At 76.9% G+C, this 16,096-nt stretch carries 13 protein-coding genes; 7 read left to right on the top strand and 6 right to left on the bottom strand.

Features of this window, described 5'->3' with window-relative positions:
• Positions 1–1,546, bottom strand: a 1,546-nt coding sequence (locus BM165_RS08435; protein ID WP_143108083.1) for a DUF222 domain-containing protein, incomplete at its 3' end; no start/stop codon positions are given.
• A gap of 133 nt (positions 1,547–1,679) precedes the next feature.
• Here BM165_RS08435 and BM165_RS08430 point away from each other — a divergent pair.
• Complete coding sequence (locus BM165_RS08430; protein ID WP_075013033.1) at positions 1,680–1,985, top strand: hypothetical protein; 306 nt, start codon at positions 1,680–1,682, stop codon at positions 1,983–1,985.
• Here BM165_RS08430 and BM165_RS08425 read toward each other — a convergent pair.
• Complete coding sequence (locus BM165_RS08425) at positions 1,957–4,266, bottom strand: ATP-binding protein (RefSeq protein ID WP_075013032.1); 2,310 nt, start codon at positions 4,264–4,266, stop codon at positions 1,957–1,959. The two genes, BM165_RS08430 and BM165_RS08425, sit on opposite strands and share 29 nt — an antisense overlap.
• A gap of 102 nt (positions 4,267–4,368) precedes the next feature.
• Between BM165_RS08425 and BM165_RS24710 the strand changes: the two genes are divergently transcribed.
• From BM165_RS24710 to BM165_RS08410, 3 genes are all read left to right on the top strand, one after another.
• Positions 4,369–4,716 carry a hypothetical protein gene (locus BM165_RS24710; protein ID WP_177225148.1) on the top strand — a complete coding sequence of 116 codons (348 nt, stop codon included), beginning with the start codon at positions 4,369–4,371 and terminating at the stop codon, positions 4,714–4,716.
• A 1-nt stretch (position 4,717) separates the two neighbouring features.
• Positions 4,718–5,641: a CPBP family glutamic-type intramembrane protease gene (locus tag BM165_RS08415; RefSeq protein WP_075013030.1), complete on the top strand. Its 924-nt coding sequence runs from the start codon at positions 4,718–4,720 to the stop codon at positions 5,639–5,641.
• Between the two features lie 168 nt (positions 5,642–5,809).
• The gene (locus BM165_RS08410) at positions 5,810–7,600 is read left to right on the top strand and encodes a DEAD/DEAH box helicase (RefSeq protein ID WP_075013029.1); all 1,791 of its coding nucleotides are present in this window, start codon (positions 5,810–5,812) and stop codon (positions 7,598–7,600) included.
• Positions 7,601–7,716: 116 nt separating this feature from the next.
• Here the strand turns inward: BM165_RS08410 and BM165_RS26050 are convergent, their stop codons facing one another.
• The 3 genes from BM165_RS26050 to BM165_RS08400 form a co-directional block, all read right to left on the bottom strand.
• Positions 7,717–10,716 carry a helix-turn-helix transcriptional regulator gene (locus BM165_RS26050; protein WP_280140695.1) on the bottom strand — a complete coding sequence of 1,000 codons (3,000 nt, stop codon included), beginning with the start codon at positions 10,714–10,716 and terminating at the stop codon, positions 7,717–7,719.
• Positions 10,683–10,814 carry a hypothetical protein gene (locus tag BM165_RS26045; protein WP_280140694.1) on the bottom strand — a complete coding sequence of 44 codons (132 nt, stop codon included), beginning with the start codon at positions 10,812–10,814 and terminating at the stop codon, positions 10,683–10,685. The genes BM165_RS26050 and BM165_RS26045 overlap by 34 nt, the downstream gene beginning before the upstream one ends.
• A 147-nt stretch (positions 10,815–10,961) precedes the next feature.
• A complete protein-coding gene (locus BM165_RS08400; RefSeq protein ID WP_075013028.1) occupies positions 10,962–12,254 on the bottom strand; it encodes an MFS transporter in 1,293 nt (430 codons plus the stop codon).
• Positions 12,255–12,338: 84 nt separating this feature from the next.
• Between BM165_RS08400 and BM165_RS08395 the strand changes: the two genes are divergently transcribed.
• The 3 genes from BM165_RS08395 (at position 12,339) to BM165_RS08385 (ending at position 15,829) form a co-directional block, all read left to right on the top strand.
• Positions 12,339–13,727 (top strand): glucose-6-phosphate dehydrogenase, encoded by a 1,389-nt coding sequence (locus BM165_RS08395; RefSeq protein ID WP_075013027.1) that lies wholly within the window; start codon positions 12,339–12,341, stop codon positions 13,725–13,727.
• Between the two features lie 216 nt (positions 13,728–13,943).
• Positions 13,944–15,215 (top strand): ArgE/DapE family deacylase, encoded by a 1,272-nt coding sequence (locus tag BM165_RS08390; RefSeq protein WP_075013026.1) that lies wholly within the window; start codon positions 13,944–13,946, stop codon positions 15,213–15,215.
• Positions 15,212–15,829 (top strand): HD domain-containing protein, encoded by a 618-nt coding sequence (locus BM165_RS08385; RefSeq protein ID WP_244274128.1) that lies wholly within the window; start codon positions 15,212–15,214, stop codon positions 15,827–15,829. The genes BM165_RS08390 and BM165_RS08385 overlap by 4 nt, the downstream gene beginning before the upstream one ends.
• On the opposite strand, the gene BM165_RS08380 is transcribed toward BM165_RS08385, so the two are convergent.
• Positions 15,789–16,076 (bottom strand): DUF4031 domain-containing protein, encoded by a 288-nt coding sequence (locus tag BM165_RS08380; RefSeq protein WP_075013025.1) that lies wholly within the window; start codon positions 16,074–16,076, stop codon positions 15,789–15,791. The genes BM165_RS08385 and BM165_RS08380 overlap by 41 nt on opposite strands.
• Positions 16,077–16,096 lie beyond the last annotated feature (20 nt).

Genomic DNA, 16,096 nt, shown 5'->3' with positions numbered 1-16,096 from the left:
CGCCGCCGGCGGTGGCGCCGAGCAGGGCGGTGAGGGTGTCGCGGGCCCGGCCGGTGGCCGCGTGCAGCTGGGTGAGGGTGTCGGGGGCGGCGGTGACCCGCCCGGCGGGGCCGGTTGCCCAGGTGGTCTCGTCGGTGGTGTCAGCGCGTCGGGCGGTGGCGACCAGCCGGGAGGCGTGGCCGAGGGCCTGCTGGGCGGTGAGCACGGCGGCGCTCGCGTCGTCGACGGCGGCGTCGGCGCGCGCCCACCAGCCGTCGGGCACGGTGGGGTCAGGTGCGGCAGGGCTGTCGATGACCGGTGGCGGGTGGTCCTCGTCGGGGGCGTCGGGTGGGGGTTCGGCGTCGAAGTCCCCGGCGAGGATGCGGTCCTCCAGCTGCTCGGCCCACAGGGCGAAGTCCTCGTCCTCGCCCAGCGCCGGACCGGTAGCCCTTGCGGGATCAACTAGAGCGGGATCGGGCGCTTCGGCGTCTGCCTGCGCGGCGTCGGCCGGAGCGCTGTCGGCCGGAGTGCTGTCGTCCTGCGCAGTGTCAGCCGGAGTGGTGTCGGTCGCGGCGGAGTCGTCCTGCGCGGAGTCGTCCTGCGCGGAGTCGTCCTGCGCGGAGTCGTCCTGCCCGGTGTCCGTGGTGGTGACGAGTGGGTGGCCGGTGAGCGCGGCGAGCAGGGCGCGGACCATCTCGGCCGGCACGACCTGTCCGTCGATCTCGCACGGCTGGTCCCCGCCGAGCAGCGCACCGAGCGGGGCGACGACGTCGAGGGTGACCTGCACCGGCGGCAGCCCGGACTCGGTCGGGCGCAGGACCAGGTCGAGCAGGCAGTCGGCCATCTTCTGCCCACGGGTGCGCCCGTCCTCGGGCAGCGCATCGGCGCAGGCACCTAGCGCTGCCATCAGCGCGGCGGCCTCCGGGGTGGTCAGCAGCGCCGACACCGTGCCCATGCCGTCGACCCGGTCGGGCCGCCCACTGACACCGCGCTGGCGCACGGCGCGGGCGAGGTCGTCGGCGGCGGAGCGGGCCGCCCGCTTGAGCACCTCCCGCCGCGCCTTGTCCCCCAGCTGCGCCGGGGTGCACACCGTCCCGCGCCGGCCGGCCCAGGCCAGCAGGTCACGCTCGAGAGCGGCGCGGACGGCGTCGTCGGCGATGGGGGCGACCTTGTCCAGCAGCGGCCACAGGTGCCCCGGGTGCAGCACCCCCGCCTCCAACGCCTCCAGCGTCGCCGGCAACCGGTGCACCAGGATCAGGGAGCGCTCCAGCAGCGACTGCGCCGCCTCACCGGTCAGCGACAGCGCGATGGCCAGCTCCTGGGTGGCCCACTCACTCACCGGCCGCAGCACCTCGGCCCGCCCGGCCCACCGCTCGGCCGACATCGCCCCCGCCGACCCCGGCGGCCGATCCACCGACGCCGGCCGGGACGCCGCGAACTCCGCCACCGCCCGCGCCCGCAGCGCCGTCTGCCGCCCGATCTCCCGATCGGCGGCCTGCACCGCCCCCAGCGGACCACACGACAGCCCGACCGGCGGAGCAGCCGCAGCGGTCAGCACGTCACCCACGCGCTCGATCATACGTTCGAGTTGATCCCTGCGCAAGCCGCTGAGCTGCACGGACGCCGCGGCCGGCACGCGGATCCGGTACCGCGGAAGATCGGGAGCTGCTGGGGAGCCTGCCGTGAAATATCGTCCCCCCGTGGCCACCAACGACCTGCAGGACCTCGTCCGGCGCCGCCTGTGGGAGCTGGGCGGGTCGGTGTACGAGGCGTCCCGCCGCGCCCGGGGAGCGGTCGGACCGGAGGTGCTCGAGCGGCTCGCGCACGTCCGCGGCTGGGCGTTGATCAGCCCGTGGATGGCCGGCCACCTCGCCCGGGCGCTCGACGTCCCCGAGAACCGGGTGCGACGCGCGGCGGGGCTGCCCGAGGTGCACGACCCGCGCGAGGACGAGCCCACCGGTCCGCACCTGCGCCTGGTCACCGGGGAGAGCCGGGCCTCGTCCTGATCCCCTGACCGCTCCGCCGGGCGTGCAGCGGCACGGGCCGGTCCCCCTTCGCGGCCCACGCCGCGATCTCCGCCCGCGAGCGGAACCCCAGCCGGGTGAGGATCTGCTCGACGTGCGACTCCGCCGTCCGGGGTGAGATGACCAGCCGGGCGGCGATCTCCCGGTCGGTCAGCCCCTGGGCCACCAGGTCGGCCACCTCCTCCTGCCTGCGGGTCAGCGGACCGGAGGGCAGTGGAGCGACCGGGGACGTCCCCGGCTGTTCGCCCAGCGCCAGCGCGACGGCCGCCGCCCGGTCCAGGGCGCTGCCCTCGGCGTGGCGGTCGCTCCAGCGACGTTCGCCCAGGGCGTGGCGGGCGACCGCCGTCCACCGGTCCCGGACTGCGGTCAGTGGGGCGGGCGTGCGCGCCGGGACCGACCGCCACACCGCCTCCGCGGCGCCCGACAGCCGCGCGGCCCGGTCGGCGTCCCCCCGGGCGGCCGCGGCCCAGCCCACCGCAGCCACGCACAGCGCCACACCGCTGCGGTCGTCAACCTCCCGCATGAGGCGCAGCGCCTGCTCCTCGAGCCGGGTCGCCTCGACCGGGTCGCCCGCGGCCAGTCGCACCAGCCCCCGTCCCCAGAGGGCGTGCGAGCGGGTCCACGGGTCGCGTGCACCGTCCAGAGCCGTACCGAACGCCGCGTCCGCGGCGACGAGGTCCCCCGCCAGCAGCGACACCACCCCGACGTCGGCCCAGCAGAACGCCGCAGCAGGGGGGTCGTGAACCGTCGCCGCCTCCCGCAACAGCCGGTCCGCGGTCACCAGGTCACCGCGGAACAGGGCAGCCAGGCCGAGGTACTGGGTGGCCAGGGCCGCCACGTCCGGCAGCCGGAGCGCCACGGCGTCGTCCCGCCCGCGCTCCAGCAGGGGCACGCCTGCCTCCGGGTCCGTGGCGACCAGGGCGAGGTAGCCGGCGACCACCTGCGCCCGGGCCCGCGCCGCGCAGGTCCCGGGATCCGCCCGCAGCAGCAGGTCCAGCCACCGGCGTCCCTCCCCCAGGTGGCCGCGTGCCGCCCAGTACAGCCACACGTCCGACGCCAGGACCATCCCGGTCCGCACCTCACCGGGCGTGCGCAGGCACCACTCCAGGGCCGCGGCGAGCTCGGGGTGGACGGCCGCCAGCCGGTCGAAGGCGGAGACCATCTCCGGGCCGAGGAACCCGGCCGCGGCGTCCCGCACCAGACCCGCACACCAGTCGCGGTGCCGGCGGCGCACCACCTCGGCCTCACCGGAGACCTCGAGCAGCTCGCGGCCGAACGCCCGGACGGTCTCGAGCATCCGGAAGCGCGGCCCGGCGGGGTGCCGGTCGACGACCACCAGTGAGGAGTCCACCAGCCGGGTGAGGGTCTCGAGCACCTGCGGCGGCTCGAGACCGTCCCCGGCGCACACCGCCTCGGCGGCGGCCAGGTCGAAGCCCGCGGCGAAGGCCGCCATCCGCCGCCAGAGCACCCGCTCGGCCTCCCCCAGCAGGTCCGCGCTCCACTCCATCGTCGCCCGCAGCGTGCGGTGCCGGCCGGGCCCGACCGGCCCGGACCGCCGTAGCAGCCCGAACCGGTCGTCGAGCCGGTCGAGCAGCTGGACCGGGGTCAGGGTGCGCAGCCGGACGGCGGCCAGCTCGATGGCCAGCGGGACGTGGTCCAGCTGACGGCACAGCTCGGCGAGGACACCGGCGTCCTCCGGTCCCAGCGTCAGGTCCGGAACGGCCGCCCGGGCCCGCTGCTCGAGAAGGGCGACCCCTTCGGCGCCGGTGAGCGGAGGTACCGCGCACAGCGTCTCCCCCGGGACGTCGAGGGGCGTCCGGCTGGTGGCCAGGACGGTCAGCCCGGGGCACGTGGCGACGAGCGCGTCGACGAGGACTGCACAGGCGTCCCGCAGGTGCTCGCAGTTGTCCAGAACGAGCAGGACCCGCCGCTCCCCGAGGACCTCGGCCAGGGCGCCCGGCAGCCAGCGGCCCGTGCTGTCCCGGACGTCGAGCGCGGCGGCGACCGCCGCGGCGGTCAGCGCGGGATCGGCGACGCCGGTGAGGTCGGCGAGGACGACGCCGTCGGGGAAGGCACGGCGCAGCTCCTCGGCGGCACGCAGGGCCAGCCGGGTCTTGCCGACCCCGCCGGGGCCGACGAGGGTCACCAGCCGAGAGTCGCCGAGCAGGGCGCGCAGCCGGCCCAGCTCGGCCCGCCGGCCGACGAACGAGCTGCGCTCCGCCGGCAGCCGGGCCGCCGGACGAGCGGCCGGCCGCCTCGCCATGGCCCGGCACCGTAACGGCCGGTACGGATCGGCGGCAGTACCCGTAGCGCCGTCCGGGAGATGCCCGGTGTGCCCACCACGGGCGAGCGGCAGCGTGGCCTCGTGGACGGAGGGCGGCACCGGCAGGCGGGGCTCTTCCTCGTCGAGATCCGGAGCCTGCCGCCGTCGACGGACGGAGCGGCGGCCGAGGCGGTGGAGATGCACACGGCGCTGCGCCGGGCGGTGGCCCGGTTGGCCGCCTCCGGGACGGCGATCGGCTGGTGCGCCGCCTGGCTCCTCCCGGACGAGGGCCGGTGCCTGTGCCTGGTCCGAGCCGACCGGGAAGCCGACGTCCTCCTCGCCCGGGACCTGGCGGCCCTGTCCGGCGCCTCGGTCTCCTCCGCCCGCGCACTGGACGGCGACCGCCCGGTCGCCGTGTCCCGCCCCTCCCCGACCGGAAGCGAGCCCTGACATGTCCACGCTCGACGACCCCCGCAGCCCACGCCGGGCGCCCGGGCCCGGCTCCGCTGCAGGCGGCTTCCGGGCCTTCGCGCGCCGCCGACCGATCACCGCCCTCCTGCTGGTCGCCATCCCGCTCGGCTGGGCGATCCTGGGGGTGCCCGCGCTGGCCACCCACGGCCTGATCCCGGGCGGCGACCTGCCGGTGGAGGTCTTCGCCCTGGCCCTCACCGTGCTCGTCATGCTCCCGGCCACGGTGTGGGTCGTCTCGGCAGCCGAGGGGCGTGCCGGCGTCCGGGTCCTGTTCTCCCGCACGTTCCGCTGGCGCTTCGGGCCGGCCTGGTGGGCGACGGTCCTCGTCGCCCTGCCGGTCACGACCGTCGCGGTCGCGGTGGCGCTGGGCGAGTCCGTGCAGACGGCGGACCTCGCCTCGACCCTGGCGCGGGAGGTGCCGCTGATGCTCCTGCCGATCGTCCTGGTCAACATGTGGGAGGAGACCGTGTGGGCGGGCTTCGTGCAGACCCGCCTCGAGCGGCGCCACGGGCTGCTGGCGGCCGCCGCGCTGACCGCCGTCGCCTTCGCCGGCATCCACCTGCCCATGCTGTTGGCCGACGACGACCTCTCGGCGTCGTCGTTCCTCGCGGGCGCCGCGATCCTGTTCGGGGCCGCGCTGGTGGTCCGCGTCATGGTCGGCGTCTTCCTGCGGGCGACGGCGGGCAGCGTGCTGGCCGTCGCGGTGCTGCACGGGTCGTGGAACGGCAGCACCGGGGAGGGCGGCCTGGTCGACGACCTGCTCAGCGGCGGGCAGCCCGTCCTCGCCGGTGTCATCGCCGCCGTGCTGGTCACGGCGGGCGTGGCAGCCCTCGTCCGGCCCGCGCTCACCCGCAGGTCGGAGGACCGCACGGACCGACCCGCCGGGACGACGACGGGGTCGTGACCCTCGCCACCTCGCCGCAGCGCCGATCCGGACCCCCGGGCGGCGCTGTCGCGTGTGCCGGTCCGGGACCTGGGAGGATGGCCCCCGCCCTGCCACAGGATCGGCGGCACGCCGAGGTGCGCGGCCGCATGGGCGTGTCGGATCGGTTCGGCACACGATGGACCAGCGATGGGAGACACAGCACTGGCGCGCGCGCAGAGTCCGGCGACCACCACGGCACGGCCGCTGCGGGCATGGCAGCAGGCCGCCCTCGAGCGGTACGAGGAGCGCGCCCCCAAGGACTTCCTGGTCACCGCGACCCCGGGCGCGGGCAAGACGACCTTCGCCCTGACGCTGGCCGCGCGGCTGTTGCAGCGGCGCGAGGTCGCGCGCGTCGTCGTCGTCTGCCCGACCGACCACCTGCGGCTGCAGTGGGCCGACGCCGCCGACCGGATGGGCATCGTGCTCGACCCGGGGCTGACCAACGCCGTCGGTCCCGTGCGTGCCGGCACCCAGGGCTACGTGACCACGTACGCGCAGGTCGCCGGGAAGCCGATGCTGCACGCCGCCCGCGCCACCGCCGTCAAGACGCTGGTGATCCTCGACGAGGTCCACCACGCCGGCGACGGCCTGTCGTGGGGTGAGGCGATCGAGGAGGCCTACGGCTTCGCCGCCCGCCGGCTGTGCCTGACCGGGACGCCGTTCCGCACCAAGCCCGACGAGCGGATCCCCTTCGTGCGCTACGAGGAGGACGGCTTCGAGGGCGACGCCGGAGAGGCCGGCGCCGGGCTGGTCAGCCGCGCCGACTACACCTACGGCTACAAGGAGGCGCTGGCCGACAGCGTCGTCCGCCCGGTCGTCTTCGCCGCCTACACGGGCACTTCTCGCTGGCGGAACTCCGCCGGCGAGGTGGTCGCCGCCTCGCTGTCGGAGGCCGGCACCCGCTCGGTGGAGATGGCCGCCTGGCGCACCGCGCTCGACCCCAAGGGGCAGTGGGTGCCGCACGTCATCGCCGCGATGGACGACCGGATCACCCAGCTGCGCGAGCACGGCGGCATGCCCGACGCCGCGGGGCTGATCCTCGCCAGTGACCAGGACGACGCCCGCGCCTACGCCAAGATCGTCCGGCGGGTGACCGGCAAGGCGCCCGAGCTGATCCTCTCCGACGACCCGAAGGCCTCGAAGAAGATCGAGCGCTTCGCCACCGGCTCGGCGCGGATCGCCGTCTGCGTCCGGATGATCTCCGAGGGCGTCGACGTGCCGCGCGCCGCCGTCCTGGCGTGGATGACCTCATACCGGACGCCGCTGTTCTTCGCCCAGGCCGTCGGCCGCGTCGTCCGCTCCCGGGCCACGCACGAGACCGCCACCGTGTTCCTCCCCGCCGTCCGGCCCCTGCTGGGGCTGGCCGCGTCGCTGGAGAAGGAGCGCAACCACGTCATGCCCCCGCCCAAGGCGGCCGACCCCGAGGCGCTCGACCTGGACCCGCTGCCCCCGAAGGAGCGCGAGGCCGTCGGCCTCAAGCAGTGGGAGGCGCTGGAGGCCGACGCCCGCTTCGCGCACGTGCTGCACGGCGGGACGGCGCACACCGGTTCCGACGGCGCGGTCGCGGTGGCGCCCGAGGACGAGGACTTCCTCGGCATCCCGGGCCTGCTCACCGCCGAGCAGACGGCGTCGCTGCTGGCCAGGCGCGACGACGAGCTGCGGTTGCGGATCGCCCAGCGGGTGCACGACGAGGACACCGGCGAGATCCCGGTGGTCGAGGACCACCCCGACGAGGACGACCCCGGCCGCTCGTGGCGCGACGCCGCCGAGCTGCGCCGCGAGATCAACCGCCTGGTCAGCCGGGTGTCGGCGAAGACGTCGACGCCGCACGCCGTGGTGCACACCCAGCTGCGCCAGCACGTGCCCGGCCCGCCGTCGGCGTCGGCGTCGGTCGACGTCCTGCGCGCCCGCCGCGAGCGCCTCCGCACCATGCTCTGACACCGTCGTCCTACCGGACGACACCGCGGCCAGGTGCCGTCCCCCACCGGCGCGGAGCCCACCCCGGCCGCTCGTCGGGGACCCTCCGGGCCCCACTCCCCACGACCACCGCGGCGTCAGCCCGTCGGCAGCAGGCCCCTCGACGCGGCGACGGCGACGGCCTCGGTGCGCGACCCGGCGCCGAGCTTGGCCAGGATGTTGCTCACGTGCACGCTGGCGGTCTTCTCGCTGATGAAGAGCTCGCTGCCGATCTGCCGGTTGGTGCGGCCACGGGCGAGCAGCGCCAGCACCTCGGTCTCGCGCGGCGTGAACACCGCGCCCGTCTCCACCATCCGCCCGGCGCCGGGGAGCTCCAGCCGGCCGCGGCGGGCCAGCGCGGTGACGGCGTCGAGCAGTGGCGCCGCGCCCAGCGAGCGCGCCGTCTCCGCGGCGGCGCACAGCGGCTCCAGGGCCGCGGCGCGGTCACCCGCGGCGACCAGCGCCTCGGCCAGCCGCCACCGGCTGCGGGCCTGCTCGTAGACGTGCCCGTAGCCGAACGCCTCGACGGAAGCCGCCCAGGCCCCCGGGTCGGCCCGTCCGGCCAGCCGGGCCGCCTCGGCCGCCAGCCTCGCCTGCCAGGCCGCGGCCTCGGGACCGTGCCCGCCGAACACGCGGGTGTGGTCGGCGACCGCGTCGCGGGCCAGCCCGGTCAGCTCCGCACCCGTCGCGGCCCACCGGCGCTCCGCGGCGCCGTCCCCGGTCAGCCGGGCGGTCGCCGCGGCGTCGGCCACGGCCGACAGCGCCATCGCCGTCAGCCGGACGACGGCCAGCCGGCTGGCGCCCCACAGCCGGGCCAGCGTGTCCGCGGCCTCCCGCGCCCGGGTGACCGCGGTGCCGGCGTCCCCGGCCCAGGCCGCGAGGTCGACCTCGGCGCCCGCGGTCGACAGCAGCAGGAGCACGTACGCGTCGAGGCGGTCGACCAGCTCGCGCGCCCAGGCGACCCGCTCGGCGGCCGCCGGGTCGCCGCGGCCGACCTGCACGAGGAGTCCCGCGGCACGCACGTGCGCGGCCATCTCCGGCACCCGGGCCAGCCGCTCGGCCAGCGCCAGACTGCCGTCCCAGTCGCCGAGCACGTACCGGGAGACGACGCCGAGGTGGCGCAGCTCGGCCGCGTAGAAGGACCACTCGACGCCCAGTTCGACGGCGCGCGCCAGCCCCTCGTCGCTCCAGCGCAGCGTGGCGGCCGACTGCCCGGCCTCCCAGGCGACGATGGCGAGGTTGAACAGCACCCGCATCTCGACGTCGGCGTCGCCGGCGCGGCGGGCGCGCACCAGCGCCTCCTCCAGCCGGGCCGGCACGCGCTCGCCGCCGCGCGAGCGGGCCAGGGTCACCGCGACGTCGGCCCACGCGCTGTCGAGGCCGAGCGCGTCCGCGGCGGCGAGGGCCTCCTCGGCGGCGGCGTCCCCCTCGTCCCGGCGCTCGAGGTCGTAGGAGGTGCGCGCGTGCGTGGCCGCGGCCCAGGTGCGCACCGGCGAGGGCGGGGACGCGGGCACGAGCGCCATCGCCGCCGCGGTCTCGCGCAGGGCCGCGTCCTGGTCCTCGATCCGCGCGAGCACCTGGCCGAGCGTGTAGTGCACCTGGGCGCGCAGCTCCCGGTCGCCGTCGGGACCGAGCACCTCCTGCGCGGCGCGCAGCAGCGCCACCGCCCGGTGCAGCTCGCCGCCGCGGCGTGCGGCCGCCGCGGTGTCCAGCAGCAGCTCCGCCTGGGAGCGCCCGGCGCGCGCGGCGGCGTCGGGCACCGCCGGCCACAGCGCCAGCGCCGCCTCCAGGTGCTGCAGCTGCTCGGCGGGCGCGCCGACCCGCCGCGCCTCGTCGGCGGCCTCCAGCGACGCCGACAGCGCGCCGGCGAGGTCGTTGCTCCCCCGCAGGTGGTGCGCCCGTTCGGCGGCCGTGCCGGCGCCCGGGACCGCGGCCAGGTGCGCGGCGACGGCGGCGTGCAGGCGGACCCGCTCCCCGGGCAGCAGGTCGGCCAGCACGGCCTCGCGCACGAGGGCGTGCCGGAAGCGGTAGGCGCCGTCGGGGTCGACGACGAGCAGGTGGGAGTGCACGGCCTCGGCCAGCGCGGGGTCGAGGTCGCCGGCCGGCCCCACCACCGCCGCCACCAGCTCGTGGCGCACCCGGCGCCCGGCGACCGCGGCCACCCGCAGCACCTGCTGCGCGTCCGGGCCGAGCTGCTCGACCCGCGCCAGCAGCACGTCGGTCAGGCCCAGCGGGAGCGCCTCCCCGGCGAGCCCCGCGGCCAGCAGCTCCTCGGCGTAGAAGGCGTTGCCCTCGGCGCGCGCCACGACGTCGTCGACCGTGCGGTCGGGCACGCCGGCGGCCAGCCCGCGGACCAGCTCCTGCACCGCGGCGTCGGGCAGCGGGGCGAGGTCGAGCCGCTCCACGCCGGGCAGCCGGACCAGCTCGGCGAGCAGGGGCCGCAGCGGGTGCCGGCGGTGCAGGTCGTCGGCGCGGTAGGACGCCACGACGGCGACCGGCTCGTCGGCCAGCCGGGCCAGCAGGTAGCGCAGCAGGTCGCGGCTGGACCGGTCGGCCCAGTGCAGGTCCTCGAGCAGCACCAGCACCGGCGCGTCGGCGGCCAGCCCGGCCAGCGCCGCGGCGACGGACTCGAACAGCTGCAGCCGGCCGTCGTCGACCGGCGGGCGGACGGGACCGGCGAGGTCGGTGCCGTCGGGATCGGCGGCGGCGCGCGACCGCGCGGCGAACAGCCGGGAGGCGTCGTCGCCGAGCTCGGCGGCGACCGGCCGCAGCAGGTCGACGAAGGGCAGGTAGGGCAGGCCCACCTCGCCGAGGTCGACGCAGTGCCCGGTGAGCACCCGCAGGCCGCGCGCGGTCGCGCGGCCGGCCAGCTCGTCGAGCAGCCGGGACTTGCCGACCCCGGCGTCGCCGGCGACCAGCACGGCCGAGCCGCGGCCGGCCACCGCGCGGGCGACGGACGACTCGAGGGCGGCCAGCTCACCGGCCCGCCCCACCAGGGGTCGCTCGTCCCACCGCGGCACGGCGCCGATCGTGGCACGCCGGTCCGACGGGACGGCGGTGAGCGTCAGGCCGACCGCCTCGTCCAGCGGGACCGCCACGTCCCGCGCCGGGAACGGGTGTGCCGGCCGAGCTCCTGCAGCACCTCCCGCCGGTAGGCCAGCTCCGCCTCGAGTCCGGGGTTGGGGTAGCTGTTCACGGCCGTCTCCTCGCGTCTGCGTTCCGGGTCACGTCCTGGGTGGACGACGACCACGGTCGGCCTGAGGCCGGGCCCCGGGCATCGGCAGACCGGGCAGTCCCGGCGCCCCGCGGGCGTCTGAGGTCCCTCAGGGGACCTCGGCGCACCTCAGCGCAGGTCGGTGCCGCGGGTCTCGGGCAAGGTGAGGATGCCGAGGAAGGCGACGACGGCGGCGCCGGCGACGTACCAGAAGAAGACGACCGGCATGTCGCGGGAGGACAGGAAGGTGATCAGCAGCGGCGCCGTGCCGCCGAAGACGGCGACCGTCGTGTTGTACCAGGCGCCGATGCCGGTGGCCCGCAGCTCCGTGGGGAACAGCTCGCTCATGATCGCCGGCGCGAGCGACGCCATCGCGGCGTAGAGCCCCAGCCCGACGCAGAAGACCACGATCAGCGACGGGAGGCTGTCGCGCACGAGGTAGGACAGCGGGACGACGAGCACCGCCGTCGCCGCCGACCAGGCCAGCAGCACCGGCTTGCGGCCGACCCGGTCCGACAGCGCGCCGTAGGGGTAGCAGAGCGCGATGAACAGGGCCGTGCCGATCGACAGCGCGATGAAGACGTCGTTGCCGTCGGCACCGCGGAAGTTCACCGCGAACGGGGTCAGGGCGCTGAAGAAGGTGTAGTAGCTCAGCGTCGACAGCAGCGTGAAGGCGCACAGCTGCAGCACCGAGCGCGGGTGGTCGCGGATCGTCGCCAGCAGCGGGTTCTTGGTGGCCCGGGCCTTCTCGGCGTTCGCCTCGAAGTTCTCGCTCTCGGTGAGCGACCGCCGCAGCCACAGCCCCACGAAGCCGAGCAGCCCGCCGATGGCGAAGGCGATCCGCCAGCCGTAGGACTCCAGCTGCCCCTGGTCGAGCACCCCGGTGAGCAGCACGCCGAGGAGGGACGCGAGCAGCAGCGCCGACCCGGTCGAGACGTAGAAGAACGCCGAGTACCGGCCGCGGCGCTCGGGCGGGGCGATCTCGGCGAGGTAGGCCGACGCGCCCGACACCTCGCCGCCCAGGCTGAGCCCCTGGGCGATGCGCGCGACGAGCAGCAGCACCGGCGCCAGCCAGCCGACCTGGCCGTAGGTGGGCAGCACGGCGATCATCAGCGAGCCACCGGCCATGAGCAGGATGGTCAGCAGCATCCCGGCCTTGCGGCCGCGCAGGTCGGCGAACCGGCCGATGAGGACCCCGCCCAGCGGCCGGAAGAAGAACGCCAGCGCGTAGGTCGACGTCGTACCGATCAGCGCCAGCGTCCGGTTCTCGGCCGGGAAGAACTGCCCGGCGAAGTAGACGAGGAAGGTCGCGTAGACCGTCCAGTCGAACCACTCGACGGCGTTGCCGATGCTGGCCGAGACCAGCGTCCGCACCGGCAGCCGGTGCTCCTCCGTGGCCTGCCCCCCGACCGCCTGTGCCATGGACGCCCACGCTAGTGACGTGGAGCACATCCGGCAGGTCGACTCCGGCGCGCGGGCCCCGGCCGACCGGACCAGGCTGGGGACGTGCCCGACCTGCGCCCCACCGTCTTCGTCCTCTTCGGCGCCACCGGTGACCTCGCCGCCCGCATGGTGCTGCCGGCCATCGACGCGCTGCAGCGGCGCGGGCTGCTCCCGGCCGACTGGCGGCTGGTCGGCAGCGGCCGCGGGGAGCGCTCCGACGACGAGTTCCGCGACCTGGTCCGCGACGCCCTGGCCGAGCACGGCGACGGCGACCCCGCCGACGGGCTGGCCGGGCGGCTGCGCTTCGCCGGCGGCGGGTTCACCCCCGACGACCCCGGGCAGCTCGCCGACGCCGTCGCCGCGGCCCGCGCGGAGCTCGGCGACGGCGCCCAGTTGGTGCACTACCTCGCCGTCCCGCCCAGCGCCTTCGAGGGCATCACCCGCGGGCTGGACGCGCACGGCCTGGCCGAGGGCGCGCGCGTCGTCTACGAGAAGCCCTACGGCACCTCCCCCGACGGCTTCCGCGAGCTCGACGAGCTGGTGCACTCGGTGCTCGACGAGGAGCAGGTGTTCCGCATCGACCACTTCCTCGGCAAGGAGGGCACCCAGGACCTGCACGTGCTGCGCTTCGCCAACGGGCTGTTCTCCTCGATCTGGAGCCGCGAGCACGTGGCGCAGGTGCAGGTCGACGTCCCCGAGACCCTCGACGTCGCCGACCGCGCGGAGTTCTACGACGCCACCGGCGCGACGCTCGACATGCTGGTGACGCACCTGTTCCAGGTGGCCGCCGAGGTCGCCATGGAGCCCCCCGTCTCGCTGACGCCCGGCCACCTGCAGGAGGCGCGCGAGGCGGTGCTCGCGGCGTTCCGCCCGCTGGCCCGCGAGGACGTCGTCCTCGGCCAGTTCGAGGGCTACCGCGACCTCGACGACGTCGCCGCCGACAGCCGCACCGACACCTTCGTCGCGGCGCGGCTGGCAGTGGACACCGACCGCTGGCGCGGCGTGCCGTTCCTGCTGCGCACCGGCAAGCGCATGGCCGAGGGCCACCAGCGGGTGACCCTGGTGATGCGGCGGCCCGACGGCCCGGTCGGCGCCCTGCCCGGCGGTGGCAACACGGTGTCGCTGTCGCTCTCGGGCGCCGGGGAGCTCGAGCTGGGGCTGGTGACCAAGCGGCCGGGGCCGGACCTGGAGCTCGCGGCGGCGCGGACGTCGCTGGACCTGGGCGAGGTCCGCGGCGGCGACCCGCTCCCGGCCTACGCCTCGCTCATCCACGACGTGCTGGTCGGCGACCGGTCGCTGTTCACCACCAGCGCGGGCCTGGCCGAGGCCTGGCGGGCGGTGCGGCCGGTGCTCGACGACCCGCCGGAGCTGCAGCCCTACGCGCCCGGCTCGTGGGGGCCGGAGGCGGCGCGGGCGCTCGCCGACCCGTGCGGGTGGGTGCTGGGCGGCTGAGAGGTGGGGTCCGGACCGGGCTCTGGTCGCCTCGCGGCGAGTAGCACGACGCGGCTCCAGACCCCCGACCGGAGTCGGAGCGGTGGTCCGCGAAGGCGGTATCCAATTGGCACCCGGGGACACAGAATCGCCCGGTCCGGACACCACCGACGGTACCCCTCCCCCGGGCATCGACACACGGGATCCCCGGTACACCCGGCCTGACAGACTCCGCTCGTGGCCGACCTGACGCCGACCGAGGCCGCGGTGCTCGACGCCGTCGACGAGGCCGCCGCGGTCGCGCTGCTGTGCCGGCTGGTCGCGGTCCCGTCGGTCGGCGGCACCGCCGCCGAGTCCGAGATCCAGGCGCTCGTCGCCGCGGAGCTCGACGGGCTGGGCTGCGACGTCGACCGCTGGGCGATCGACCTGGCGGCGGCCGCGGCCGCGCCCGACGCACCCGGCCAGGAGGTCGCGCGGGACGAGGCCTGGGGTGTCGTCGGCACGCTGCCCGGCACCGACGACGGCGACCCGGCGCTGGTGCTGTGCGGGCACACCGACGTCGTCCCGACCGGCGACCGGGCACTGTGGGCCGGGGACCCGTTCACCCCGCGGCTGTCCGGCGGCGCCGTGCACGGCCGCGGCACCTGCGACATGAAGGGCGGCCTGGTCTCGGCGCTCGCCGCGCTGGCCGCCGTGCGGGCCGCGGGGGTGCGGCTGCGCCGGCCCGTGGCGGTGCACGCCGTCGTCGGCGAGGAGGACGGCGGCCTGGGCGCGTGGGCCACCCTGGCCCGTGGCCACCGCGGCGACGCCTGCGTCATCCCCGAGCCCACCGACGGCGCGGTCGTCACCGCCGCGGCCGGCGCGCTGACCTTCCGGCTGGAGGTGACCGGCGCCGCCGCGCACGCCGCGATGCGCGACCGCGGGGTGAGCGCCGTCGAGCTGTTCGCGCACGTCCACGCCGACCTGCGGGCGTTCGAGGCGGAGCGGCAGCGCGACGCCGATCCGCGCTTCGCCGGCGAGCGGTACCCCTTCGGGATCAGCATCGGCACCGTGCACGCCGGCGACTGGGCGTCGTCGGTGCCCGACCGGCTGGTGGCCGAGGGCCGCTACGGGGTGCGGCTGGGCGAGCCGGTGGCGGCCGCCCGCGCTCGCTTCGAGGCCCGCGTGGCCGCGGCCTGCGCCGGGCACCCGTGGCTGGCCCGGCACCCGGTGACCGTGACCTGGACCGGCGGGGCGTTCGCCAGCGGGTCGCTACCGCCCGGGGACGCGCTGCTGGGCCAGGTGCGCGGCGCCGTCGTCGACGCCGGGGGTGCCCCGCCGCCGGAGCGGGCGGTCCCGGCCGGCACCGACCTGCGGCTCTACGCGGGGGCCGGGATCCCGACCCTGCACCTGGGCCCCGGCGACCTGCACCTCGCGCACGGTCCCGCCGAGCGGGTGCCGGTGGCCGAGGTGACCGCCGTCGCGCGGGCGCTGGCACTGCTGACCCTGCGCCGCTGCGGTGTCGCGTGATCGCCTACGAGGACTTCGCGGCCCTGACCGGCGACTCCCCCACCGCGCGCACCGAGTGGGCCGCCGTCGTCACCGCGTGGAGCGAGCCGCACCGCCGCTACCACGACCTGCGCCACCTGGCCGCCGTCCTCGGGCTGGTGGGTGAGCTCGGCGCCGCGGCCGACGACCCGGCCGCCGTCGCGCTGGCCGCCTGGTACCACGACGTCGTCTACGACCCCCGCCGCGGGGACAACGAGCAGGTCAGCGCCGAGCGGGCGCGCGCCGGGCTGCGCGGCCTGGTGCCCGCCGGCCGGCTGGAGGAGGTGGTGCGGCTGGTGCTGCTCACCGCCGGCCACGACGCCGAGCCGGGTGACGCGGACGGCGCGGTGCTCTGCGACGCCGACCTCGCCGTCCTCGCCGCGCCGCCGGAGGCCTACGCCGGCTACGCCTCGGCCGTCCGCGCGGAGTACGGGCACCTGTCCGACGAGGTGTTCACCGCCGGGCGGATCGCCGTCCTGGAGTCGCTGCTGGCCCTGCCGGCGCTCTACCGGCTGCCGGCGACGGCGGCCTGGGAGCCGCGGGCGCGGGCCAACCTCACCGCGGAGCTCGGTCTGCTGCGCTCGCGCGCTTCCTGACCCGCAGGCCCGCGGCGGTCAGCCGGGCGAGCAGCTCGCGGGCGCCCACCGGCTGCGCACCGGCGGCCACGGCGACGTCGTAGAGGTCCTCGGGGACGTCGTAGTGGTCGCCCTGGAACGCCCGGCGCGGGATGCCGAGCTCGGCGGCGACGAAGGCGTGCAGCTCCTCGTGGGAGACGTCGCTGACCAGGTGCGACCACCGGCGGCCCCGCCACGGCCAGACGGGGGTGTCGATGAGCACGGCCACGGGCCCATCCTGCCCGGGCC

It is taken from the genome of Geodermatophilus obscurus, assembly GCF_900115395.1.
Taxonomy (GTDB): domain Bacteria; phylum Actinomycetota; class Actinomycetes; order Mycobacteriales; family Geodermatophilaceae; genus Geodermatophilus; species Geodermatophilus obscurus_B.
The sequence above is the reverse complement of the archived record's forward strand: the minus strand, read 5'-3'. Positions and strand labels throughout refer to the sequence as shown.

What these genes read in the sequence shown, in the direction of transcription:
- BM165_RS08415 (WP_075013030.1), top strand. Translation starts at nt 4,718, where the DNA reads ATGTCCACGCTCGACGACCCCCGCAGCCCACGCCGGGCGCCCGGGCCC.
- BM165_RS08410 (WP_075013029.1), top strand. Translation starts at nt 5,810, where the DNA reads ATGGGAGACACAGCACTGGCGCGCGCGCAGAGTCCGGCGACCACCACG.
- BM165_RS08400 (WP_075013028.1), bottom strand. Translation starts at nt 12,254, where the DNA reads ATGGCACAGGCGGTCGGGGGGCAGGCCACGGAGGAGCACCGGCTGCCG.
- BM165_RS08425 (WP_075013032.1), bottom strand. Translation starts at nt 4,266, where the DNA reads ATGGCGAGGCGGCCGGCCGCTCGTCCGGCGGCCCGGCTGCCGGCGGAG.